Below are 21833 nucleotides of genomic sequence, written 5' to 3'. Positions count from 1 at the left end.
ATTTCCTTACGGTCGTGCTGATTGCAACCGTTGGCCGGGCCGCGGTGCGTTCCTAACCTGGGTATGTGCGGTTATTCGTGGCAGATGAAGCGTGGAGTGAGCTGACCTCCGGTCCGGCCCCGGTTGTCCGGGTGTCCGCCAGTGACCTGCAGCAGGCGCGACGGGCCCGGGCCCGGCTGCGCGGCGACGACGGCGAGGTCGCGGTGATCCTCGACATCTTGGTGGCCGTCGCCGGTGACGTGCGTGCCGCCTACGCCTCGCTCGGGTCCGACGCGGACGGGGTGCGCTACGCGGGCACCGTCAGCGGGCTGGCCGGGCTGATCGCCGACATCGAGACCGCGGGGGTGGCCGACGGGGTGACCCTGGTCGACGCCACATCCGGCGAGGACCTCGCAGAGTTGGGGCACACCGTGCTCGATCTGCTGGAGCAGCGCAACCGCGCTTGCGCCTAGCCCGCACCGGGGGCTTAGCGTTGATGACGTGACCACCAGCGTTTCCAGCCCTCCGACCGGCCAGATGATCATCGCCGGAACACCGGTCACCGGTACCGGTCCGCAGATCCGAGGTTTCGACCCGGCCGCCGGGCAACAGCTCGACCCCGTTTACCGCTACGGCGACGCCAACGATGTGCAGGCTGCAGCCGCCGCAGCCGCCGAGGCCTTCCCGGTGTACCGCGCCACCACCGCCGAGGCGCGCGCCCGATTCCTGGACGACATCGCCGCACGCCTCGAAGCGGCCGGCGAGGGCCTGATCGCGCGGGCCGTTGCCGAGAGCGGCCTGCCCCAGCCCCGCATCACCGGGGAGCTCGGGCGCACCACCGGCCAGTTGCGGCTGTTTGCCGAGGTGCTGCGCGAGGGCAGCTGGAACGGCGCGCGCATCGACACCGCGCAACCCGACCGCACGCCGGTGCCGCGCCCCGACGTCCGGCAGCGTTTCATCCCGCTCGGCCCGGTGGCCGTGTTCAGCGCATCGAACTTCCCGCTGGCGTTCTCGGTGGCCGGTGGCGACACCGCGTCCGCCCTGGCCGCCGGCTGCCCCGTCGTGGTCAAGGGCCACGACGCGCACCCCGGCACCTCGGAGATCGTGGCCCGCGCCGTCACCGCGGCCGTCGCCGATGCCGGGCTGCCGCCCGGAACCTTCTCGCTGTTGTTCGGCACCGGTCCCGGTCTCGGTACCGCGCTGGTCAGCGATCCGCGGATCAAGGCCGTCGGCTTCACCGGATCCCGCGGCGGTGGGCTCGCGCTGGCTGCCGCGGCGGCCGCCCGCCCCGAGCCCATCCCGGTCTACGCCGAGATGAGTTCGATCAACCCGGTCTTCCTGCTCCCCGGTGCACTGGGTGGCCGGGGCGCCGAGCTGGGCCGGGCGTTCATCGGTTCGCTGACGCTGGGGTCGGGGCAGTTCTGCACCAATCCCGGACTGATCGTCGCCGTCGACGGGCCCGGCCTGGACGCCTTCGTCGCCGCCGCCCGCGCAGCGCTGGCCGCGGCTCCGGCCACCGCGATGCTCACACCGGTCATCGCCGGCAACTACGCGGCCGGTGTGCAGAAGCTGGCCGCGCGCGCCGAGCTGGTCGGACGCGGCGAGCCGGGCGGTGAGACAACCTGTCACGCAGCTCTTTTCACCACCGATGCGCAGACCTTCCTGGCGTCGGACGATCTGCAGGCCGAGGTGTTCGGCTCGTCGAGCCTGATCGTGCGCTGTGCCGACACCGCCGAGATGCAGGCCGTTGCCCGCGGCATCGAAGGTCAGCTCACCGCGACCGTGCACGCCGACGAGTCCGACCACGACGTCGCGCGTGAGTTGCTGCCGCTACTCGAACTCAAGGCGGGACGGGTGCTGTTCGACGGTTGGCCCACCGGTGTCGAGGTCTGCCACGCCATGGTGCACGGCGGCCCGTTCCCGGCCACCTCGGATTCGCGGACCACCTCGGTCGGATCCCGGGCGATCGAGCGTTTCCTGCGTCCCGTCGCGTATCAGAACGTTCCGAAAGCCTTGCTGCCCAGCGCCGTTGCCGACGGCAACCCCGACGGGCTGTGGCGCCGTGTCGACGGTGTGCTGGTCAGCCCGGCCGAGGGGCCCTAACGTGGGGACATGGCAGACCAATCGGCGGCCGTCGAGGCCGTGCATCCCCCCGACGCGCTCCTGCGTGTGGTCAACCCCGCGCTGAAGTTCGCCCTCAAGTCCCCGCTCGGCGGGCCGCTGTCGGATTTCATGCTGGTGTCGTTCACCGGCCGCAAATCCGGTAAGCGGTACGCGACCCCGGTCAGCGCCCACCAGCTCGACGGCTCGCTCTACGTCGTGCTGGAGGCGCAATGGAAGTACAACTTCAAAGGCGGTGCGCCGGTCCAGGTGTCGCACCGCGGGAAGACCCGCACCATGCGCGGCGAGCTGATCACCGACCCGGCGGCGGTCGTCGACATCGTCGAGCGGCTCGCGCTTTCCTACGGCCCGAAGAAGGCGCAACGCCAGATGGGCATGAGCTTTTCCGGCGGCCGGTTGCCCACCCGCGCCGAGTGGGAGGACGCGGTCGGCCGACTGAAGATCGCGGCGATCAAGCTTTCTTGACGGCCGCCGGGGCGCGGACCGCCTCGAACAGGTTGACCAGTACGTCGACCAGGTGCTTGCGGTCGACCTCGACATCGCCGAGCAGTACCGCCCCGATGGTGCTGATCACCCCGCCGACCAGGAATTGGGCGACCAGTCGCAGGTCCGTCGGGAGGCCTTCGGGCTGCAGGCCGGGATCGCCGCCGCTGGACGCCGTGGACGCCAGCATCCCGGCGAAGCGGCTGGACTCGACCAGGCTGCGCCGGCCCAGCACCGGGGAGGCGGTCGCCTCCAGGACCAGGATCCTGCCCTTGCGCGGGTCGGCGAGGATGAGGTCGACCAGTTCGCTGAGCACCGCCCGGGTCCGGGCGAGGTCGTCGTCGGGGGCGTCGGCCAGCGCGGTGACCGACCGGTGCGCGCTCTCCTCGATGATCGCGTCATAGACCGCCAGGTGCAGGGCCTCGATGTCGGAGAAGCTCTCGTAGAAGTAGCGCGGCGCCACCCCGGAGGCCTCGGTGACCCCACGCACGGTGGTGCCCGCGATGCCGCGGGTGCCCATCAACTCCAGGCCGGCCGCCAGTAGCCGGGCCCGGCGTTCGGCCACCCGGTCATCGGCGGACTGTCCGCCGTAGCGACGGCTGACCTTGCTCACCGGAACATCTTGACACAGCCCGATGGATGCTGATTTCCTAATCTGCACACGGGCGTTTCCTGTTTGGCAGAGAGGCCGGAAGATGACGGACACGGTATCGGAGATCGACTCGCAGACCGGCGATCCCAAGCCCTGGGACCCCGGCCAGCCGCACCGCGAACTGGCCGCCGACGTGCGTTGGTGGATGGGGATGCCGTTGGCGTTCGGCCTGTTCGGCCGGCTCGCCCTCGATCAGGTGGCCTACCGCAAGGTGGCCGCCGCCGTCGACGCCAGCGGCCGGTTTGCCGCCAACTTCACCGACCGCGGGATCAACAGCTATCTGTGGAACGGCCCGCTGGCATTCGCCGACGAGGCGGACCGGGCGGCCACCACGCAGCGGCTGAAGACCAAGCACGCCGCCGTGCACGGGGTGGGCAAGGGCGAGTTCGACGGCGAGCGGTACAGCGCACTGGACCCCAAGCTGTGGAAGTGGGTCGGGGCCACCTCACTCAACGTGTTCTACGCGGGCTACATCGCCGTCTACGGCGAGAACTTCACCGATGAACAACGGGAGGTGGTGTGGCGCACCGTGGGTGCGGTGGCCGATGTCGGGATCCCGTCCTCGGCCGCCGACGTGCCCGCGACGGTGGCCGAGATGCAGGCCTACTACGACGAGGTCGCGGCGACCGAACTCGCGGACAACCCGTTCCTGCAGTGGGCGGCCGATCAGTTCGCCGCGCCGCCGGTGCCGACCCTGTTCGGCCCGCAGTGGCTGCATCAGATCGTGGCGCCGGTGTGGAAGCTCGCGGTGCCCGCGCTGGCCCGCCCGGCCCGTATCTGCGCCGAGTCGGCAACCCACCCGAAGATGCAGGAACTGCTGAACAGCAGTTGGAATCCGGCCAAGCAAGCCGAATTCTCCTGTTACAAAGCCGGAATCAAGGCGGCGCGGCGCTGGCTACCGAAATGGGCCGTGCTGGAGCCGATGGCGTACAACCGGTACCGCTACGAGCAGCTGCGGGCCTTTCACACCCGCCACGAGTTGGAGTCGTTCGCGCCCAGGGCCTCGTAGATCAGCCGGAAGTAGCGGTCGGTGCGGGCCGATCCCTCGATACCGGGGCCCATCTTGTTCATCACGTACGCGATGGTGGTGCGCCGGTCCGGATTCATCGACTCCCAGGAACCGCCCCAGCCACCCCAGAAGCAGATCTTGCCGTCCGGGATGTAACCGATGGCGGGACTGGGCAATCCGAAGCCCAGGCCCATCCGCAGGTGATGGCCGGCCAGCACCAGATCGGGGCCCTCCAGCTGGGTCTCGAAGATGCGCTCGACGGTCTCCGGACGCAGCAGCGTCACCCCGTCCACGGTGCCGCCCAGCGAGATTGCGGACAGGATCCTGGCCAGCGCGCGGGCGTTGGTGTGGCCGTTGGCCGCACCGATATCGGCGCCCCGCCATCCTGCGGTGTTGGCGATCAGCGGGTCCGGTGCCGGACCGGTGAACGTCTTGAGCATCGGTTCACTCCACTGGTCCATCGGCGGAATGCCCTCGAACGGATCTGCGGGGGCGATGATCTCGGCGATCCGTCCGGCATCTTCGGGCCGGGCGCCGATCTGGAAGTCCGCACCCAGCGGGCCGGCGATCTGCTCGGCGACGAACTGCTTCAACGGTTGACCGGTGAGCCGACGGACGACTTCGCCGATGAGGTGTCCGTGGGTGAGCGCGTGATAGCCGGTGGCCGTTCCCGGTTCCCACCACGGCGCCTGGGTGGCCAGCATGGTGGTCGAGCGGTCCCAGTCCAGCAGATCCTCGGGTGTCACCGGTTGCTCCCACCCGGATAGTCCCGACGAGTGGGTCAGTAAGTGGCCGAATGTGATTCGCTGTTTACCCGCGGCGCCGAACTCCGGCCAGGCCTCGGCCACCGGGGTGTGCGCGTCGATCAGTCCCCGGTCGATGAGCATCAGCCCGGCCAGTGCGGTCACGTTCTTGGTGGAGGACCAGACGTTGACGATGGTGTCGGCCGTCCAGGGTGTCGTACGCGCCGCGTCGGCGTGGCCACCCCAGATGTCCACGACCAGTTCGCCGTCGACGTCGATCGCGATCGCCGCGCCGCACTCCTCGCCGTCGTTGATGGCCTGCTGCAGTGCCTCCGCGAGGGGGGCGAACTCCGGCGACCAGAACCCTTCGACATTTCCCATGCCCGACATCATGTACCGGGTGGGCTGTCACCAGTTGTGAAATCCGCCTTCGGGTCCGAGCATGCGCTCCAACCGGGTCCGGCCGATCTTGGCGAGTTCGTTGCGCAGGATCTTGCGTTCCATCTCCACCTCGTGATGCAGGCGACTGTCGAGGGCTTTCAGGACCTCGGTGGCGCAACGGCCGTCGACGAACATCACGAACGGGAAGCCGTACCGGTCGAAGTACTCGCGGGCGGCCGTGCTGAGGGCGTCCATGGTGGTGGGGTCCTCGTCCCACACCGCGCACTGCTCGGCCGCCGACCGGGCACTACGGGGGCGTCGGCCGACGTCCGGGCAGGTTTCCAGCAGTTGATCGACCGCCGGCTCGGACAACGCGAACAGCAGCGCGTCGGCCCGGCGGAACAGCGCCTCGTGATCGGCGTAGGGGCGGCCGCGGGCGAGCTCACGGGCCAGCCCGTAGCTGTTGACGCACTCATAGAGCGCGTGCACGGCCTTGCGTTCGGGCAGCGTGTTGAACACGTCGAGGCCGATCCCTTGATGCAGCAACACGCATCCATGATCGAAGGGCCAGGACACGCCCGGGTTACCTCGTGTTACATCGAGGCAAAATCGTGTCCCACCGCGGAGTCCCGCGGGGGAGTGTCAGTGACCTTGTGCTTTGAAACGCTCGATCGAGCGCTGCAGCTCGGCCTCGGCCTCTTCGCGGCCGGCCCAATCGGCGGCCTTGACGAACTTGCCCGGCTCCAGGTCCTTGTAGTGCACGAAGAAGTGCTTGATGGCCTCGAGCTCGAAGGGTGGCACGTCGGCGAGGTCCTGGATGTGGTCCCAGCGCGGATCGCCGGCGGGCACGCACAGCAGCTTGTCGTCGCCGCCGGCCTCGTCGGTCATCTTGAACATCGCGACCGGGCGGGCCTCGACGATGCAGCCGGGGAACACGGACTCGGGCAGCAGCACCAGCGCGTCCAGCGGATCGCCGTCCTCGCCGAGGGTGTCCTCGAAGAAGCCGTAGTCAGCCGGGTATCCGAAGGAGGTGTACAGGTACCGGTCGAGCTTGACGCGGCCGGTCTCGTGGTCCACTTCGTACTTGTTGCGCGATCCCTTGGGGATCTCGATGACGACGTCGAACGACACCGGCGTTGCTCCTTCGGCTTGCTTTCCTCTGGCGGGTCCACCCTAGAGGAGCGATACGCTGCAAGGCATGCGGCCCGGGAGATGGCGCCGATCCACCCACCTGGTGATCGGCCTGGTGGTACTCGTTCTGGTGGCTGCCGTGGTCGGTGTCACCGCGGTGCTGACCTCCTCACGCACGTCGGCGCGCAGTGCCCTGCCCGAACAACCCGCCGCGGTGACGGCCGCACCCGGGGTCCGGCCGCTGGGCGAGGCCACCACCGAACCGACCCGCAAGGGGTTGACCGCCACGCTGGCCGCCGCGCTGGCCGACCCGAACCTCGGCGCGCTGACCGGCCGGGTGACCGACGGCGTCACCGGTGCTGAACTGTGGGAACAGGGCGAACGCATCCCCATGCAGCCGGCGTCGACGAACAAGGTGCTCACCGCGGCGGCTGCGCTGCTGACGCTGGACCGGGACGCGACCCTGACCACCCGGGTCCTGGCCGGCAACCGTCCCGGCGTGGTGGTGCTGCACGGTGGCGGGGATCCGACCCTGTCGGCCTTCGAACCGGGCAGGCGCACCTGGTACAAGGGCGCGGCCCGGATCAGCGATCTCGCCGAACAGGTCCGCAGCACCGGCACCCGGGTCACCGCGGTGCAGGTCGACCTGGGCGAATACAGCGGGCCCACGATGGCGCCGGGCTGGGATCCGCTCGACATCGACGGCGGGGACATCGCGCCGATCGAGTCGGTGATGCTCGACGGCGGCCGCACCCAGCCGACGACGGTGGATTCGCGGCGCTCCCGCACCCCCGGCCTGGACGCCGGCCGTGCGCTGGCCGCGGCGCTGGGTGTGGACCCGGCGACGGTGACCGTCGGTTCGGTATCCGCGGACGCCGACGAGCTGGCCGCGGTGCAGTCCCCGCCGCTGATCGAGCGGCTGCGGCAGATGATGAACGACTCGGACAACGTGATGGCCGAATCGATCGGCCGGGAGGTGGCCGCGGCGCTGAACCGGCCGCAGAGCTTCGACGGCGCGGTGCAGGCCGTCCTCGGTCAGCTGCGCGGCGCCGGTGTCGACACCGCGAACGCCATCCTGCTCGATTCCAGCGGGTTGTCCGTGGACAACCGGCTCACCGCGCTGACGCTGGACGGGGTGATCGCCGCCGCGGTCGGCGAGGATCATCCGAGGCTTCGTCCGCTGGTGGACCTCCTGCCGATCGCCGGCGGCAGCGGCACCCTGTCCAACCGCTACCTGGACACCGAGGAGGGCCGGGCCTCGGCGGGGTGGCTGCGCGCCAAGACCGGATCGCTGACCGGCACCAACACGCTGGCCGGCATCGTGACCGACGCCAGCGGCCGGGTGCTGACCTTCGCGCTGATCTCCAACAACGCCGGGCCGACGGGGCGTACCTCGCTGGATGCGCTGGCCGCCAAACTGCGGTCCTGTGGATGCGGCGGATGAGCGGGACCAGCCCCGGTGGGCTGGAGCGGGGCGACCGGGGGAACAACCTGAGCGTCGGCGGCGCGGTCGACTGGTCCTTCGCCGCCGGTGTCGGTGCGAAGCTGAGCCGGCCGGCCCCGCCCACCACCGACTACACCCGCGACCAGGCGATCGCCGAACTCGCCGAGTCCGCCCGCGCCGCGGAACTACCGGTGCGCGAGGTCACCCACCTCAACGAGGGTGCCGAGGTACCCGAGGCCCGGATCATCGACCGGCCGCAGTGGGTGCACGCGGCGACCGAGTCGATGAAGGTGATGACCGGCGGCGGCGAGTCCTCGTCGAAGGGGCCGGCCGCCGGGTTGGCCGCCAAGGTGGCCGGTGCGCAGACCGGTGCGGTGCTGGCGTTCATCTCGTCCGGGATCCTGGGCCAGTACGACCCGTTCGCCGGCGGGCTGGGGGATCGTCGCGGCGAACTTCTGCTGGTCTATCCGAATGTCATTGCGGTGGAACGGCAGCTGCGCGTCAAGCCGGCCGATTTCCGGTTGTGGGTGTGCCTGCACGAGGTGACCCACCGGGTGCAGTTCCGGGCCAATCCCTGGCTGGCCGATCACATGTCCGACTCGCTGGCCGCGCTCACCGACGACGCCGGAGAGCAGGTCGGTGAGGTCATCGGCCGGCTCGGGGAGTACGTCCGCGCACAGCGCAAAGGCGAAGCGTCGGAAGCGAACTCGTCGGGTGTGATCGGTCTGTTGCGCGCCGTGCAGGCCGAGCCGCAACGGCAGGCGCTGGACCGGTTGCTGGTGCTGGGCACGCTGCTGGAGGGGCACGCCGAGCATGTGATGGACGCCGTCGGGCCGGCGGTGGTACCGACGGTGGCGACCATCCGGCGGCGTTTCGACGATCGGCGACAACGCAAACAGCCGCCCCTGCAACGCATCATCCGCACCCTGCTCGGCTTCGACGCCAAGCTCAACCAGTACACCCGGGGCAAGGTGTTCGTCGACGAGGTGGTCGGCAGAGTCGGGATGCACCGTTTCAACACCATCTGGACCAACGCCGAAACCCTGCCGCTGCCGGCGGAGATCGAAGAACCGCAACGATGGATCGATCGGGTCCTGTAGCGCGGTTGCGCGCGGCGGTATCGGCGTTCGGGAGAACGCATCCCGGGCAGCGTTGGTGTGTGGCGTTGTCCGGCGGCGCGGATTCGCTGGCCTTGACCGCGGTGGCCACCCGGTTGCGGCCGACCACCGCCCTGATCGTCGACCACCGCCTGCAGCCGGGCTCCGCGGCCGTCGCGGAGCGGGCCCGCGCCGCCGCCCTTGAACTGGGATGCGTTGACGCACAGGTTCTTCCGGTGACCGTCGGCTCGGTGGGCGGGCCGGAGGCCGCCGCCCGGACGGCGCGCTACGACGCGCTGCAGGGTGCCCGCGACGGCGCGCCGGTGCTGCTCGCCCACACCCTCGACGATCAGGCCGAGACGGTGCTGCTGGGTCTGGGCCGCGGTTCGGGGGCCCGGTCGCTGTCCGGGATGCGGGCCTACGACCCGCCCTGGGGGCGGCCGCTGCTGGGGGTCCGGCGGGCGGTCACCGTCGCGGCGTGCGCCGAGCTGGGGCTGCGGCCGTGGCAGGACCCGCACAACGCCGACCCGCGGTTCACCCGGGTCCGGCTGCGCACCGAGGTGCTGCCGCTGCTGGAGCAGGTGCTCGGCGGCGGGGTGGCCGAGGCCCTCGCCCGCACCGCGACCGCGTTACGCGAGGACGGCGAGACACTCGACGAGCTGGCGGCCGCCGCGGGTGCCGGGTTGCGCACCGGAAGCGGTGCCGACACCCGACTGGACGCGGCCGGGATGTCCGACCTGCCGGTCGGGGTCCGGCGCCGTGTCATCCGGGCCTGGTTGCTCGACGGCGGCGCCTGTGACCTCACCGACGTCCAGATCCGCGCGGTCGACGCGCTGCTCGTCGCCTGGCGGGGCCAGGGCGGGGTGGCGGTGCCGAGCGGCCTGGTCCGGGAGCGACTGTTCGCCGGGCGGCGAAACGGCACTCTGGTGCTCTACCGGGAGCCCGTCGACTGATCCCGGCTAGGCTGTGTCCGTGCCCGATACTGCGGAGTTGTATCCCGGCGAGATCAAGTCGGTCCTGCTGTCCGAAGCCGAAGTCAAAGCCAAGACCGCCGAACTGGCCGAGCGGATCGCTGCCGACTATCGGGACGGCGCCCCTGAACAGGATCTGCTGCTGATCACGGTGCTCAAGGGTGCGGTCATGTTCGTGACCGATCTGGCCCGCGCCATCCCGGTGCCCACCCAGCTGGAGTTCATGGCGGTCAGCTCGTACGGATCCTCCACGTCCTCATCGGGCGTCGTGCGCATCCTCAAGGATCTCGATCGCGACATCAACGATCGTGACGTGCTGATCGTCGAGGACATCGTGGACTCCGGTCTGACGCTGTCCTGGCTGCTGCGCAACCTGGCGACCCGCCGTCCGCGCTCGCTGCGGGTGTGCACGTTGCTGCGCAAGCCCGATGCGGTGCGCGCCGATGTCGAGATCGAGTACGTGGGCTTCGACATCCCCAATGAGTTCGTCGTCGGGTACGGCCTGGACTACGCCGAGCGGTACCGCGATCTGCCCTACATCGGGACGCTGGAGCCCAAGGTCTACGAGACCCCCTGACGGGCGGCGAACACGTCAACACACCGGAGCCCGGCGGGCGGGTGCAACGCCGGCGGGCGCGCAACCGGGTTGCGATCATGGACGTCGGCGAGGCGATGTTCGCCCGGGCCCCATTCGATTCCGTCCACATCAGCGATGTCGCCGAGGCCGCCGACGTGTCGATCGGGACGGTGTACACGCACTTCGGCAACAAGGACGGACTCTTCCTCGCGGTCGCGGACCGCGCGATGCTCTACGCCGCCGACTACGTCCGGGAACGCGGCACCGGAAAGACCCCGGCCGAGCGCATCGAGAACATCGCCGAGGCGTATCTCGAGGCCATGCTGGAGCGGTCGTTCCTGGTACGACTGCTGGTCAGTGATTTCGCGCTGCCCGCGGACGCGGCCGTGCTCGCCCGGATGACCGAGCACCTGTCCGTGCTGTACGTCAGCCTGGCCGGCCTGATCGACGAGGGCATCGCCGCGGGGTTCTTCCGCCCGGTGGGATCCGGGCTGCTGGCGCGCTACCTGGTCGGCTCCTGGAACGGCGTGATCGCCATGTCGATGCATTCGGCGGCGAGCACCGTGAACGTCGATCAACTCGCCGAATGCCTGCAGTCCGCGGGCGGCCTGATCCTCGCCGGGTTGACGGCACCGTCACCCGCCGAGGGGGCGATCGGCCGGCACGGCACGGCGGCCGGGTGACCCCCGGCGGGGATCACGTCAGTTCCCAGACCACCGTCACGGAGAACCCGACGCTCTGCTCGCCCGGGGCCAGCGGCACGGACTCGGCCATCGCGGCGCGCGGCATCGGGACCGGCGGTGGCGGCTGCGACCCGTCGGCCTCGGATATGGAGATCACGTCGCCGAGGGTGAGCCCGGACAGTTCCGCGTACTGCTGGGCGCGGTCCTTGGCGTCCTCGAACGCGCGGGCGCGCGCATCGCGCACGAGCTCGGAGTCGTCGGCGATCGAGTAGCTCACCGAGTTGATGCGAGTCGCGTCCCCGCCGGTGTTGACGATGAGCGCCAGGATGTCCGAGGCCCGGTCGGCGTCGCGGATCTTCACGTCGACGGCGTTGCCCGCCCGGTACGCGGTGATGCTGGTGCCGTCGGCGTTGTACTGCGGTTGCAGTGACACCTGCGTGGTGCTGATGTCCCTGTCCTCCACCCCCGCCCCGCGCAGGGCGTCGATGACGGCCTGCTGGCGCTGGCTGGTCTGGTTCAGCGCACCGGTGACATCGGAGGCGGTGGCCTCCATGGCAGCCGACACGGTCAGGGTGTCCGGGGTGCCCTGCACCTCGCCGGCGCCGATCACCGTCACCTGGCGGGCCGCGGCGGACTGGTCGCCGCCGGCCACGGGTCCCGCGGTCGCATCGCATCCGGTCACCCCGACAGCCACCGCCGCCGCGGCCAGGGTGAGGCAGACACGGACCGGCAATCGTTTCGCGAGGGTCATGATCGAACCCTAACGGCTGCGCGGACGCACGCCGGTGAGCTCGGCCGCGGGATGTCGGGTCCGGGAGCGTGAGAGCCGAGCTCCCGCACTACGGTAATGCCGGTACTGCCGAGTTCGGGGAGAGAGCTGATGGATTCCGGGGAACTACCGCTGGCCGGCATCACCGTGGTCAGCCTGGAACAGGCGGTCGCCGCCCCGATCGCCAGCCGTCATCTCGCGGACCTCGGGGCACGCGTCATCAAGGTGGAACGGGTCGGTGAAGGCGATTTCGCCCGCAACTACGACACCGCCGTACACGGCCTGGAGCTCAACGACATGCAGAGTCTGATCGCACACCCGCAGCTGGCCGCGCGGGACCGGTGGCGGGAGGTGGGCACCGAGGCGGGACCGATCTGTGCCGGGCTGCGGGCCGCCGGCGTCGTGGGACAGGAGTCCTGAGGATGGCACCGAAACCCTTGCTCGGCGCATTGCGCTATTCGATCAACGTCCTGACCAGACCCGTGCCCATACCCCGGCCGCTCAGCCCGTCCCTGCGGGCACGGGTGGACGGGCGGGTGGTGTTCATCACCGGCGCCTCCAGCGGGATCGGGCGCCGGCTGGCGCAGCGGGTGTCGGCCGCAGGCGCCACCACGGTGATCACCGCGCGCCGGGCCGAGGAACTCGCCGACGTGGTCGGCTCGATCGAGGCGGCCGGCGGAGTCGCGCACGCGGTGGTCGGCGATCTCTCCAGCCCGGACGGGATCGACGGCGTCGCGCAGGCCGTACTGGACCGCCACGGTGCGCCGGACATCTTCGTCAGCAACGCGGGCCGGTCCATCATGCGATCCGTTGCGGCCTCCCAGGACCGGCTCCACGACTACGAACGCACCATGCGGCTGAACTATCTGGCCGCGGTGGGCCTGACCCTGCGCCTGCTGCCCGAGATGCGCAGACGCGGATCCGGGCACATCGTGCACAGCTCCTCGGTCGGGGTGTTGTCCAATCTGCCCACCTTCTCCGCCTACATCGCGTCCAAGGCCGCGCTGGAGGCGTTCTTCCGGGTGGCCGCCGTCGAAAGTCTGAACGACGACATCGAATTCACCAACGTGCACCTGCCGTTGGTGAAGACCGACATGATCGCCCCCACCGACTGGGGCGGCTTCACCGCACTCACCGTCGACGAGGGGGCGGACATGTTGGTCGACGCCATCCGTCGTCGCCCGCGGTCGGTGAACAACCCACTGGGTTCGATGTATCTGGCCGGGGCCGCGATAGCACCCGGCACGCTCTACCGGCTGCAGAACGCGATGTTCGTCGGGACCGGGCTTTCCAAGCGCTGACCACATCCATCGGTCACGGGGTGACCACATCCATCGGTCACGGGGTGACCACGATCTTGCAGTGCAGGTCCGGGTCGGCCAGCTGATCGAAGGCCTCCCCCACACCGTCGAGACCCACCTCGCCGGTGATCAGTGGCGTGACGTCGATCTCGCCCTCGGCGATGGCACGTAGCGACTCGGCGAATTCACCTGGGTCATAACCGAATACGAAGTGCAGGCTGATCTGCTTGGCGCTGGCGAAGAACGGGTGCACGGTGTCGGGCTGCATGCACACACCCGCGACCACCACCCGCGCCCCGGCCGGTGCGCGCCGCAGCACATCATCGATGACCCCGGGCGCGCCGACGGCCTCGAACACCACCGCCGGTGCGCTCTGGTGGAACGGGGATCCCTGGGCGGGGTCCACCGTCAGATGGGCGCCGACCGTCGCGGCCAGAGCCCGGCGGGTGGAGGAGAAGTCGGCCGCCACAATGTTTTCCACACCCCGGTGGCGCAGCGCGGCGATGATGGCGATGCCGATGGGTCCACACCCGATCACCAGCGCGGCCTCACCGCGCTCGATCCTGGAGGTGTTGACCGCATGCAGGCCGACCGCCATCGGCTCGGTCAAGGCGGCCTGCCGAGCGTCCAGACCGTTGGGCACCGGCAACAGCAGCGGGGCCGAGAGCAACATGCGTTCGGAGTAGCCACCGACGGTGCTGTTGCTGTAGACGATCATGTCCAGCCCGCCGGATGTCACCAGCACCGGGACCGAGGTGACCAGGGTGCCCGGCGGATGGGTGTCGGTGCCCGGCCCGGCCTCCAGGATCTCGGCGCTGAACTCATGACCCATGAAGATGTCGGCCGCCAGGTCGATGCCGGACATGGTGTCGGGCATGCCTTCCATCTCGGCGCCCGCGGCCAGCATCTGGTCCCCGTGCGAGGCGAAATGCAGGTCGGATCCGCAGATTCCGCACGCCTTCACCGCCACCAGCACCTGACCGGGACCGGGCACCGGTTCGGGCACGTCGTCGCGCACCACCATCCGGCCGGCGCGCAGCACCGCGCTGCGCATCAGCTCTTGTCTCCGGTGTGTTCGGTGATGGCGTTCACGATGGCCTGCCCGGCCCGGCCGAGCAGCTGATCGCGCATGCCCTTGGCCCAGTCGTGGGAGGCGCGCGGTGCGGTCAGCTGCCCCTTGAAGTGCGGGATCACCTCGCGGGCGAACAGTTCGTAGGAGTGGTAGGTGGCCGCGGGGGAGGCCCAGTCGTGGCCCAGCAGCAGGAACGTGCCGAATCCGCCGGAGCGGTCCAGGAGATCCTGGATGTAGACGATCGCCTCCTCGGTGGTGCCGATGCAGCAATTCCCCTTCGCCGCATAGTCTTCGACGAACTGGCGGGCATCCTCGGCCTTCCCGTCGGTGGCATTGGCCAGCGGGACGAACCCGGCCGCCCCGAAGTAGTTCGCGAAATCCTGCAGCCCGTAGGTGCAGTCCTCGATGGCCTGCTCCTTGGTATCGGCGACGTGCACGATGCCCAGCACCCGCCAGTCCCTGCGGTCGGGGACGTCGCGTCCGGACTTGAGCGCCTGTTCGGTGACGATGTCCCAGGTGGTCTCCACCGCCGCGACGCCGCCGGGCACCGACATCGACAGCGAGAGCAGTGAGGTGCCGAACTGGCCGGCCAACCGCGGGCCGGACGGGGAAATCATTGCCGCGGTGGAAATCTCCGGATACGGCCAGGTGTAGGGCCGGATGTGCAGCGCCGCATCGCGCAGTGTGAACCAGTCGGTCTGCCGGTCGATACGTTCATCGGGGGCCGCCCGGAACAGGGCCAGGATGGCCTCCAGCGACTCCTGCATCATCCGGCGCTGATCGACCGGATCGATGCCCATCATGTAGGCGTCCGACGGCAGCGCGCCCGGCCCGGTGCCGAACATCACGCGGCCGCGGGTCAGGTGATCGAGCAACACCCAGCGGTCGGCGACCATCAGCGGATGGTGGTAGGGCAAGGACACCACGCCGGTGCCCAGCCGGATGTGCCGGGTGCGTTCGGCGGCCGCGGCGATGAACACCTCTGGGCAGGCGATGAGTTCGTAACCGCCGGAATGGTGTTCACCGAACCAGGCCTCGTTGTAGCCGAGCCGGTCCAGCATCTGCACCCGGTCCATGTCGTACTGCAGTGCCACGGTGGGGGACTGCCCGGTCGGATGGAACGGGGTGATGAAGACCCCGAAGTTCAGCGGGTTCATGGCAACTCACCCAGGAACTCGAGAAGCGCCGCGTTCACCTCGTCCGGGCGCTCCTGCTGCAACCAGTGCCCGGCGCCCTCGAGCAACACCTCGCGGTAGCCGCCGGTGGCGACCTCGGTGACCCGGTCGCGCGGGGTGAAGCCCAGCACCGGGTCGGCGCTGCCGGCCAGGAAGAGCAGTGGCGCGGTGATCGTGGTGGCGGCCACGTTGCCCGCCGCGGGGTCGGTGATCTCCCAGTTCCGGTCGAAATTGCGGTACCAGTTCAGCGGGCCGGTGAACCCGGTGCGGGTGAACTCGGCGACATAGTGCTCGAGTTCGGCCTCGGTGATCCAGCCGGGCAGACGCTGCGGCTCGGACAGCCGGTCGATGAAGCCTTCGGGTCCTGGAGCGACCATCCGCTGCGCCGCGGCCTCCCCGGCGTCTGCGCCGAGCCCGCCCATCATCCGGCGCAAGGTGCGGGCCGGATCGCCGTCGAGCTCCGCATCGGCCACTCCGGGCTCCTGGAAGTACAGGATGTAGAAGAAATTGTCGCCGAAGATGCCCCGCCAGATCTGGGTGGGCGGGGCGGCGGACCGCGGGATCGGCGGCACGCTCAGGGCGGCCACCGCCCGCACCCGGTCAGGGTAGAACAACGGGAAATTCGTCACCACCGGCGAGCCCCAGTCGTGGCCGACCAGCACCGCCCGCTCGGCGCCGACATCGTCGAGCAAACCGGCGATGTCGGCGGTCAATTCGATGATGTTGTAGTCCTCGATCGCCTCGGGCCGCGACGATCCGCCGTATCCCCGCTGGTCGGGGGCGAGAACGTGGTATCCGGCCGCGGCCAGCGCGGGGATCTGGTGGCGCCAGGAATAGGCCAGTTCGGGGAAGCCGTGGGCCAGGACGACGACCGGATTTCCGCGTTCGCCGGCCTCCGTCACCCGCAGCGTCACGCCATTGGTCTCGACTAACCGCTCGGTTGGTGTGATCACGATCTCACCCAAGCACACTGTGTCGCGCCTGGCCATGAGGACCGAGCAGGTGGGCAGGGAACTTCCGATCGTTGGTCAAGCGGTAGCCTTAAGTTTCCCAACTGCGCATATCGGAAGGACCGGGCCGGCCGCGCTCTCGCAGGCCGGAGATATCGATGAACCGTAAAAACGTCATCCGCACGCTCACGGCGATTGCCGTGGTGTTACTGCTGGGTTGGTCTTTCTTCTATTTCAGCGACGACACCCGCGGCTTCAAGCCGGTCGACACGTCCGTCGCAATAGCTCAGATCGACGCCGACAACGTCAAGAGTGCCCAGATCGACGACCGTGAGCAGCAGCTCCGGCTCGAACTGAAGTCCGGCAACGGCGACACCGAGAACAGCGACAAGATCCTCACCAAGTACCCGACCGGGTTCGGTGTGCAACTGTTCGACGCGCTGAGCGCCAAGAACGCCAAGATCAACACGGTGGTCAACCAGGGCAGCGTGCTGGGCACCCTGCTCATCTACATGCTGCCGCTGCTGCTGCTGGTCGGCCTGTTCGTGATGTTCTCCCGGATGCAGTCCGGTGGCCGGATGGGCTTCGGCTTCGGCAAATCCAAGGCCAAGCAGTTGTCCAAGGACATGCCCAAGACGACGTTCGCCGACGTCGCCGGCGCGGACGAGGCGGTCGAAGAGCTCTACGAGATCAAGGACTTCCTGCAGAACCCGAGCCGTTACCAGGCACTCGGCGCGAAGATCCCCAAGGGCGTGCTGCTGTTCGGCCCGCCCGGAACCGGTAAGACGCTGCTGGCCCGGGCCGTGGCGGGCGAGGCCGGGGTGCCGTTCTTCACCATCTCCGGCTCGGACTTCGTCGAGATGTTCGTCGGTGTCGGCGCCTCCCGGGTGCGCGACCTGTTCGAGCAGGCCAAGCAGAACAGCCCGTGCATCATCTTCGTCGACGAGATCGACGCGGTCGGCCGCCAGCGCGGCGCCGGCCTCGGCGGCGGGCACGACGAGCGCGAGCAGACCCTCAACCAGTTGCTGGTCGAGATGGACGGTTTCGGTGACCGTCAGGGCGTCATCCTGATCGCCGCCACCAACCGGCCCGACATCCTGGATCCGGCGCTGCTGCGGCCGGGCCGCTTCGACCGTCAGATCCCGGTGTCCAACCCCGATCTGGCCGGCCGTCGCGCCGTGCTGAAGGTGCACTCGGCGGGCAAGCCGATCGCGCCCGACGCCGATCTGGACGGGCTGGCCAAGCGGACCGTCGGCATGTCCGGTGCGGACCTGGCCAACGTGATCAACGAGGCGGCGCTGCTGACCGCGCGCGAGAACGGCACCGTGATCACCGGGGCGGCCCTGGAAGAGGCCGTCGACCGGGTGGTCGGCGGGCCGCGCCGCAAGAGCCGCATCATCAGCGAGCAGGAAAAGAAGATCACCGCTTACCACGAGGGCGGTCACACCCTGGCGGCCTGGGCGATGCCCGACATCGAGCCGATCTACAAGGTGACCATCCTGGCGCGCGGGCGCACCGGCGGCCACGCCGTCGCGGTGCCCGAGGACGACAAGGGTCTGATGACGCGCTCGGAGATGATCGCCCGGCTGGTGTTCGCGATGGGCGGCCGCGCCGCCGAGGAACTGGTGTTCCGCGAGCCGACCACCGGCGCGGTCTCCGACATCGAGCAGGCCACCAAGATCGCCCGCGCGATGGTCACCGAATACGGCATGAGCGCCAGGCTCGGCGCGGTGCGCTACGGCACCGAACACGGTGACCCCTTCCTGGGCCGCACCATGGGCACCCAGGCTGACTACAGCCACGAGGTCGCCCAGATCATCGACGACGAGGTCCGCAAGCTCATCGAGGCCGCACACACCGAGGCCTGGGAGATCCTCACCGAGTACCGCGATGTGCTCGACATCCTGGCCGGGGAGCTGTTGAAGAAGGAGACGTTGCACCGCAAAGAGCTCAAGGAGATCTTCGACGGGGTCAAGAAACGTCCCCGGATCACCATTTTCGATGATTTCGGTGGCCGGGTGCCGTCGGACAAGCCGCCGATCAAGACCCCCGGGGAGATCGCGATCGAGCGTGGCGAACCGTGGCCACCGCCGGTCGAGGAGCCCTCCTACAAGGCTGCGATCGAGGAGGCCAGCCGCGCCGCCGACGCAGCGAACAGGCAGAACGGCGCCCACGGGGCTCCGGGCGGCGGTTATCCGCAGCCCAACGGTCAGCCCCGGCACGGTCAGCCCCAGCACGGTCAGGCGCAGCCGGACTACGGCGCCCCGGCCGGTTGGTACGCGCCCGGTTGGCCGCCGCGTCAACAGGACGGCCAGCACCACGCGCAACCCATGCCGCCCCTGCCGCCGCCCCCACCACCGGGCGGCTGGTACCCACCGCAGCCCCCGCCGGGGCCGGATACGCCGCCCCGCGGCTGACATGAACGGAGCGTCGATGACGACGTCGGGAAACAACCTCGCCGAGACGACGGCGTTCACTCCGGTGAACTTCGATCAGGCTCGGGCCGAGGCTGCCGTCCGAGAGCTGCTGATCGCGGTCGGAGAGGACCCGGACCGGCACGGTCTGGTGGACACCCCCGCCCGGGTGGCCCGCGCCTACAAGGAGATCTTCGGCGGCCTGTACACCGACCCGGACGCGGTGCTCAACACCACCTTCGACGAGCAGCATGACGAACTGGTGCTGGTCAAGGAAATCCCGATGTACTCCACCTGCGAGCACCACCTGGTGTCCTTCCACGGGGTCGCCCACGTCGGGTACATCCCCGGGCTGGACGGCCGGGTGACCGGACTGTCCAAGATCGCCCGGCTCGTCGACCTGTACGCCAAGCGCCCCCAGGTGCAGGAGCGTCTGACCGCGCAGATCGCCGACGCCCTGATGCGCAAGCTCGACCCGCGCGGGGTCATCGTCGTCGTCGAGGCCGAGCACCTGTGTATGGCGATGCGCGGTGTGCGCAAGCCCGGCGCGATCACCACCACCTCCGCGGTGCGCGGACAGTTCAAGACCGACAAGGCATCGCGGTCCGAGGCGCTGGAACTGATCCTCCGGCGGTGAGCGGGCCCGGCAGGCAGGTGACGGGCATCCAGGTGATGGGTGTCGTGAACGTCACCGAGGACTCGTTCTCCGATGGCGGGCTGTTTCTGGATCGCGACCGTGCCGTCGCGCGGGCGCTGGAGCTGGCGGCCGCGGGCGCGACCATCATCGACGTCGGCGGTGAGTCGACGCGCCCCGGTGCCACCCGGGTGGACCCGCAGATCGAGAGCGCCCGGGTGCGGCCGGTGATCGCCGACCTCGCCGCGGAGGGGCTCACCGTCAGCATCGACACCATGCACTCCTCGGTGGCCAGTGCCGCGCTGGAGAGCGGAGCCCAGATCGTCAACGACGTGTCCGGCGGTCTGGCGGACCCGAACATGGCCGCGGTGCTGGCCGATGCGGGCGTGCCGTGGGTGCTGATGCACTGGCGGTCCGTCCGCGCCGACGCCCCGCACCAGGTGCCCTCCTACACCGACGTGGTGGCCGAGGTCCGGGCGGAACTGCTGCGCAGCGTGGACGACGCCGTCGCGGCCGGTGTCGACCCGGCGAAGGTGATCATCGACCCCGGTCTGGGGTTCGCCAAGACCGCACAACACAATTGGCAGCTGCTGCAGGCGCTGCCGGCCTTCGTGGACACCGGTTTCCCGGTGCTGGTCGGGGCGTCGCGCAAGCGCTTCCTCGGGTCGCTGTTGGCCGGTGCGGACGGCGAGATGCGCCCGGCCGACGGGCGGGAGACCGCGACGGCGGTGATCTCGGCGCTGGCGGCCCAGCAGGGCGCATGGGGCGTGCGGGTGCACGATGTAAGGGCATCGGTGGACGCGATCAAGGTGGTCCAGTCGTGGACTCAGGGAAGGCAGGCCGGTGGCTGACCGAATCGAACTGCGCGGCTTGACCGTTCGGGGTAACCACGGCGTCTTCGAGCATGAACGCCGGGACGGCCAGGACTTCATCGTCGATGTGACGGTGTGGATCGACCTCGCCGCGGCGGCCGCCTCCGACGACCTCGCCGACACCCTGGACTACGGCACCCTGGCCACCCGGGCGGCGGCGATCGTCGGCGGACCGGCCCGCGACCTCATCGAGACGGTGGCCGCCGAGATCGCCGAGGATGTGATGACCGACGAGCGGGTGCACGCGGTCGAGGTCGTCGTGCACAAGCCCAGCGCCCCCATTCCGTTGACGTTCACCGACGTTGCGGTGGTGGCCCGCCGGTCCCGCCGCGGTGGTCGGGGGGCGGCGCCGTGAGCACCGCGGTGCTGTCCATCGGGTCCAATCTGGGCGACCGGCTGGCCCATCTGCAGTCCGTGGTCACCGGGATGGCCGAGGCGGGCGCCCGCATCGTGGCGGTCTCCCCGGTATATGAGACCGACGCCTGGGGCGGGGTCGAGCAGGGGGCCTTCCTCAACGCCGTGCTGATCGCCGACGACCCATCCTGCGACGGCCACGGCTGGCTGCGCCGCGGTCAGCGACTGGAGGCCGCGGCCGACCGGGTGCGTGAGGTGCACTGGGGTCCACGCACTCTCGACGTCGACGTGATCAGCTGCCGCGACGGCGCCACCGAGATACGTTCCGATGACCCCGAACTCAGGCTGCCCCATCCGTTCGCGCAGCAGCGGGCCTTCGTGCTGGTGCCCTGGCTGGCCGCCGACCCCGGCGCGCAACTGTCCGGCCGACCGGTGGCCGACCTGCTGGATCAGCTCGACGCGCAGGAACGCGCCGGCGTGCGGCGCACCGACCTGGCCTTGGAGCCCTGATGGGGCCGACCCGAAAGCGCGACCTCGCGGCGGGGACGGGTGTCGCGGCCGTCGTCTGCTATCTGCTGGTCACCTTCACCTACCGGTGGTTCCCGCCGATCACGGTGTGGACCGGGGTGTCGCTGGCCGCGGTGGCGATCGCCGAGGCGGTCTGGGGGCACCTCATCCGCACCCGGATCGCCGAGGGGCAGATCGGCATCGGCGCGGGCCGGCTGCATCCGCTCGCGGTGGCCCGGTCCGTGGTCATCGCGAAGGCCTCGGCGTGGGTCGGTGCCGTGGTACTGGGTTGGTGGATCGGGGTTCTCGGCTATCTGCTGCCGCGCCGGCACAGCATGCGGGTGGCCGAGCAGGACACCGCCGGCGCGGCGGTCGCGGCGCTGTGCGCGCTGGCGTTACTGGCCGCCGGACTGTGGTTGCAGCATTGCTGCAAGTCGCCCGAGGACCGCGATGAGGACCAGGATCGGCTCGGTGCGGCACCCGAGTAGCCGAATCGCCGGACCGGTCGACACGC

At 69.8% G+C, this 21833-nt stretch carries 24 protein-coding genes and 1 pseudogene; 17 read left to right on the top strand and 8 right to left on the bottom strand.

Annotated features, from left to right (window positions below; translation table 11 throughout):
- The first annotated feature begins 77 nt into the window (after positions 1-77).
- From K0O62_RS26380 to K0O62_RS26370, 3 genes are read left to right on the top strand one after another with little or no spacing between them, the layout of a single operon-like run.
- Positions 78-452, top strand: coding sequence for a hypothetical protein (locus tag K0O62_RS26380; RefSeq protein WP_073856944.1), 375 nt, complete (start codon positions 78-80; stop codon positions 450-452).
- 28 nt (positions 453-480) lie between these two features.
- On the top strand, positions 481-2082 hold the full coding sequence (locus tag K0O62_RS26375) for an aldehyde dehydrogenase (NADP(+)) (protein WP_073856882.1): 1602 nt from the start codon (positions 481-483) through the stop codon (positions 2080-2082).
- A 9-nt stretch (positions 2083-2091) separates the two neighbouring features.
- Entirely contained in the window at positions 2092-2565 is a 474-nt protein-coding gene (locus tag K0O62_RS26370; protein WP_073856881.1) for a nitroreductase/quinone reductase family protein, read from the top strand.
- On the opposite strand, the gene K0O62_RS26365 is transcribed toward K0O62_RS26370, so the two are convergent.
- Positions 2552-3196 carry a TetR/AcrR family transcriptional regulator gene (locus K0O62_RS26365; protein WP_073856880.1) on the bottom strand — a complete coding sequence of 215 codons (645 nt, stop codon included), beginning with the start codon at positions 3194-3196 and terminating at the stop codon, positions 2552-2554. The genes K0O62_RS26370 and K0O62_RS26365 overlap by 14 nt on opposite strands.
- Before the next feature lie 82 nt (positions 3197-3278).
- On the opposite strand from K0O62_RS26365, the gene K0O62_RS26360 reads away from it, so the two are divergent.
- Complete coding sequence (locus tag K0O62_RS26360) at positions 3279-4244, top strand: oxygenase MpaB family protein (protein WP_073856879.1); 966 nt, start codon at positions 3279-3281, stop codon at positions 4242-4244.
- Here the strand turns inward: K0O62_RS26360 and K0O62_RS26355 are convergent.
- The 3 genes from K0O62_RS26355 to K0O62_RS26345 all read right to left on the bottom strand — a co-directional run bounded on the left by K0O62_RS26355 (position 4199) and on the right by K0O62_RS26345 (position 6499).
- A complete protein-coding gene (locus K0O62_RS26355; RefSeq protein WP_073856943.1) occupies positions 4199-5368 on the bottom strand; it encodes a serine hydrolase domain-containing protein in 1170 nt (389 codons plus the stop codon). The genes K0O62_RS26360 and K0O62_RS26355 overlap by 46 nt on opposite strands.
- 27 nt (positions 5369-5395) lie before the next feature.
- Positions 5396-5917 carry a 2-oxo-4-hydroxy-4-carboxy-5-ureidoimidazoline decarboxylase gene (locus K0O62_RS26350; RefSeq protein WP_073856878.1) on the bottom strand — a complete coding sequence of 174 codons (522 nt, stop codon included), beginning with the start codon at positions 5915-5917 and terminating at the stop codon, positions 5396-5398.
- 93 nt (positions 5918-6010) lie between these two features.
- Positions 6011-6499: an inorganic diphosphatase gene (locus K0O62_RS26345; RefSeq protein WP_073856877.1), complete on the bottom strand. Its 489-nt coding sequence runs from the start codon at positions 6497-6499 to the stop codon at positions 6011-6013.
- Positions 6500-6566: 67 nt separating this feature from the next.
- On the opposite strand from K0O62_RS26345, the gene dacB reads away from it, so the two are divergent.
- The 5 genes from dacB to K0O62_RS26320 all read left to right on the top strand — a co-directional run bounded on the left by dacB (position 6567) and on the right by K0O62_RS26320 (position 11271).
- On the top strand, positions 6567-7943 hold the full coding sequence (gene dacB, locus K0O62_RS26340; RefSeq protein ID WP_073856876.1) for a D-alanyl-D-alanine carboxypeptidase/D-alanyl-D-alanine endopeptidase: 1377 nt from the start codon (positions 6567-6569) through the stop codon (positions 7941-7943).
- Positions 7940-9043: an Rv3626c family coenzyme F420 biosynthesis-associated protein gene (locus K0O62_RS26335; protein WP_073856942.1), complete on the top strand. Its 1104-nt coding sequence runs from the start codon at positions 7940-7942 to the stop codon at positions 9041-9043. Before dacB ends, K0O62_RS26335 begins: the two co-directional genes overlap by 4 nt.
- On the top strand, positions 9022-9993 hold the full coding sequence (tilS, locus tag K0O62_RS26330; protein ID WP_073856875.1) for a tRNA lysidine(34) synthetase TilS: 972 nt from the start codon (positions 9022-9024) through the stop codon (positions 9991-9993). Before K0O62_RS26335 ends, tilS begins: the two co-directional genes overlap by 22 nt.
- A 13-nt stretch (positions 9994-10006) precedes the next feature.
- Positions 10007-10588 carry a hypoxanthine phosphoribosyltransferase gene (gene hpt / locus K0O62_RS26325; RefSeq protein WP_073856874.1) on the top strand — a complete coding sequence of 194 codons (582 nt, stop codon included), beginning with the start codon at positions 10007-10009 and terminating at the stop codon, positions 10586-10588.
- A 77-nt stretch (positions 10589-10665) separates the two neighbouring features.
- A complete protein-coding gene (locus tag K0O62_RS26320) occupies positions 10666-11271 on the top strand; it encodes a TetR/AcrR family transcriptional regulator (RefSeq protein WP_131817402.1) in 606 nt (201 codons plus the stop codon).
- A 13-nt stretch (positions 11272-11284) separates the two neighbouring features.
- Here K0O62_RS26320 and K0O62_RS26315 read toward each other — a convergent pair whose 3' ends face one another.
- Positions 11285-12022: an SIMPL domain-containing protein gene (locus tag K0O62_RS26315; protein WP_073856872.1), complete on the bottom strand. Its 738-nt coding sequence runs from the start codon at positions 12020-12022 to the stop codon at positions 11285-11287.
- Positions 12023-12151: 129 nt separating this feature from the next.
- On the opposite strand from K0O62_RS26315, the pseudogene K0O62_RS26310 reads away from it, so the two are divergent.
- Together K0O62_RS26310 and K0O62_RS26305 are read left to right on the top strand one after the other, a co-directional pair.
- Positions 12152-12322: pseudogene (locus K0O62_RS26310) on the top strand (CoA transferase); the annotation flags it as partial.
- A 140-nt stretch (positions 12323-12462) separates the two neighbouring features.
- Complete coding sequence (locus K0O62_RS26305) at positions 12463-13341, top strand: SDR family NAD(P)-dependent oxidoreductase (RefSeq protein WP_073856871.1); 879 nt, start codon at positions 12463-12465, stop codon at positions 13339-13341.
- A gap of 37 nt (positions 13342-13378) precedes the next feature.
- Here the strand turns inward: K0O62_RS26305 and K0O62_RS26300 are convergent, their stop codons facing one another.
- The 3 genes from K0O62_RS26300 to K0O62_RS26290 are packed head-to-tail and all read right to left on the bottom strand — an operon-like array spanning position 13379 to position 16541.
- Entirely contained in the window at positions 13379-14395 is a 1017-nt protein-coding gene (locus K0O62_RS26300; RefSeq protein ID WP_073856870.1) for a zinc-binding dehydrogenase, read from the bottom strand.
- Positions 14395-15570 (bottom strand): LLM class flavin-dependent oxidoreductase, encoded by a 1176-nt coding sequence (locus K0O62_RS26295; RefSeq protein ID WP_073856869.1) that lies wholly within the window; start codon positions 15568-15570, stop codon positions 14395-14397. Before K0O62_RS26295 ends, K0O62_RS26300 begins: the two co-directional genes overlap by 1 nt.
- On the bottom strand, positions 15567-16541 hold the full coding sequence (locus K0O62_RS26290; protein WP_097933494.1) for an alpha/beta fold hydrolase: 975 nt from the start codon (positions 16539-16541) through the stop codon (positions 15567-15569). The genes K0O62_RS26295 and K0O62_RS26290 overlap by 4 nt, the downstream gene beginning before the upstream one ends.
- Positions 16542-16696: 155 nt before the next feature.
- On the opposite strand from K0O62_RS26290, the gene ftsH reads away from it, so the two are divergent.
- The 6 genes from ftsH to K0O62_RS26260 are packed head-to-tail and all read left to right on the top strand — an operon-like array spanning position 16697 to position 21807.
- Positions 16697-18955 carry an ATP-dependent zinc metalloprotease FtsH gene (ftsH, locus tag K0O62_RS26285; RefSeq protein WP_073856867.1) on the top strand — a complete coding sequence of 753 codons (2259 nt, stop codon included), beginning with the start codon at positions 16697-16699 and terminating at the stop codon, positions 18953-18955.
- A gap of 16 nt (positions 18956-18971) precedes the next feature.
- A complete protein-coding gene (folE, locus tag K0O62_RS26280; RefSeq protein WP_073856940.1) occupies positions 18972-19589 on the top strand; it encodes a GTP cyclohydrolase I FolE in 618 nt (205 codons plus the stop codon).
- A gap of 35 nt (positions 19590-19624) precedes the next feature.
- Entirely contained in the window at positions 19625-20437 is an 813-nt protein-coding gene (folP, locus tag K0O62_RS26275; RefSeq protein WP_073856941.1) for a dihydropteroate synthase, read from the top strand.
- The gene (gene folB / locus K0O62_RS26270) at positions 20430-20813 is read left to right on the top strand and encodes a dihydroneopterin aldolase (RefSeq protein ID WP_073856866.1); all 384 of its coding nucleotides are present in this window, start codon (positions 20430-20432) and stop codon (positions 20811-20813) included. Before folP ends, folB begins: the two co-directional genes overlap by 8 nt.
- Positions 20810-21322 (top strand): 2-amino-4-hydroxy-6-hydroxymethyldihydropteridine diphosphokinase, encoded by a 513-nt coding sequence (gene folK, locus K0O62_RS26265; protein ID WP_073856865.1) that lies wholly within the window; start codon positions 20810-20812, stop codon positions 21320-21322. The genes folB and folK overlap by 4 nt, the downstream gene beginning before the upstream one ends.
- A complete protein-coding gene (locus tag K0O62_RS26260) occupies positions 21322-21807 on the top strand; it encodes a DUF3180 domain-containing protein (RefSeq protein WP_073856864.1) in 486 nt (161 codons plus the stop codon). The genes folK and K0O62_RS26260 overlap by 1 nt, the downstream gene beginning before the upstream one ends.
- Positions 21808-21833 lie beyond the last annotated feature (26 nt).

Origin of the sequence: Mycolicibacterium diernhoferi (assembly GCF_019456655.1) — a bacterium.
Lineage (GTDB): Bacteria > Actinomycetota > Actinomycetes > Mycobacteriales > Mycobacteriaceae > Mycobacterium > Mycobacterium diernhoferi.
This window is presented reverse-complemented; position numbering and strand designations above follow the sequence as displayed.

What these genes read in the sequence shown, in the direction of transcription:
- folP (WP_073856941.1), top strand. Translation starts at nt 19,625, where the DNA reads ATGGGTGTCGTGAACGTCACCGAGGACTCGTTCTCCGATGGCGGGCTG.
- K0O62_RS26360 (WP_073856879.1), top strand. Translation starts at nt 3,279, where the DNA reads ATGACGGACACGGTATCGGAGATCGACTCGCAGACCGGCGATCCCAAG.
- K0O62_RS26315 (WP_073856872.1), bottom strand. Translation starts at nt 12,022, where the DNA reads ATGACCCTCGCGAAACGATTGCCGGTCCGTGTCTGCCTCACCCTGGCC.
- K0O62_RS26355 (WP_073856943.1), bottom strand. Translation starts at nt 5,368, where the DNA reads ATGGGAAATGTCGAAGGGTTCTGGTCGCCGGAGTTCGCCCCCCTCGCG.
- K0O62_RS26335 (WP_073856942.1), top strand. Translation starts at nt 7,940, where the DNA reads ATGAGCGGGACCAGCCCCGGTGGGCTGGAGCGGGGCGACCGGGGGAAC.
- K0O62_RS26300 (WP_073856870.1), bottom strand. Translation starts at nt 14,395, where the DNA reads ATGCGCAGCGCGGTGCTGCGCGCCGGCCGGATGGTGGTGCGCGACGAC.
- K0O62_RS26260 (WP_073856864.1), top strand. Translation starts at nt 21,322, where the DNA reads ATGGGGCCGACCCGAAAGCGCGACCTCGCGGCGGGGACGGGTGTCGCG.
- ftsH (WP_073856867.1), top strand. Translation starts at nt 16,697, where the DNA reads ATGAACCGTAAAAACGTCATCCGCACGCTCACGGCGATTGCCGTGGTG.
- tilS (WP_073856875.1), top strand. Translation starts at nt 9,022, where the DNA reads ATGGATCGATCGGGTCCTGTAGCGCGGTTGCGCGCGGCGGTATCGGCG.
- K0O62_RS26295 (WP_073856869.1), bottom strand. Translation starts at nt 15,570, where the DNA reads ATGAACCCGCTGAACTTCGGGGTCTTCATCACCCCGTTCCATCCGACC.
- K0O62_RS26320 (WP_131817402.1), top strand. Translation starts at nt 10,666, where the DNA reads ATGGACGTCGGCGAGGCGATGTTCGCCCGGGCCCCATTCGATTCCGTC.
- K0O62_RS26370 (WP_073856881.1), top strand. Translation starts at nt 2,092, where the DNA reads ATGGCAGACCAATCGGCGGCCGTCGAGGCCGTGCATCCCCCCGACGCG.
- dacB (WP_073856876.1), top strand. Translation starts at nt 6,567, where the DNA reads ATGCGGCCCGGGAGATGGCGCCGATCCACCCACCTGGTGATCGGCCTG.
- folE (WP_073856940.1), top strand. Translation starts at nt 18,972, where the DNA reads ATGACGACGTCGGGAAACAACCTCGCCGAGACGACGGCGTTCACTCCG.
- K0O62_RS26305 (WP_073856871.1), top strand. Translation starts at nt 12,463, where the DNA reads ATGGCACCGAAACCCTTGCTCGGCGCATTGCGCTATTCGATCAACGTC.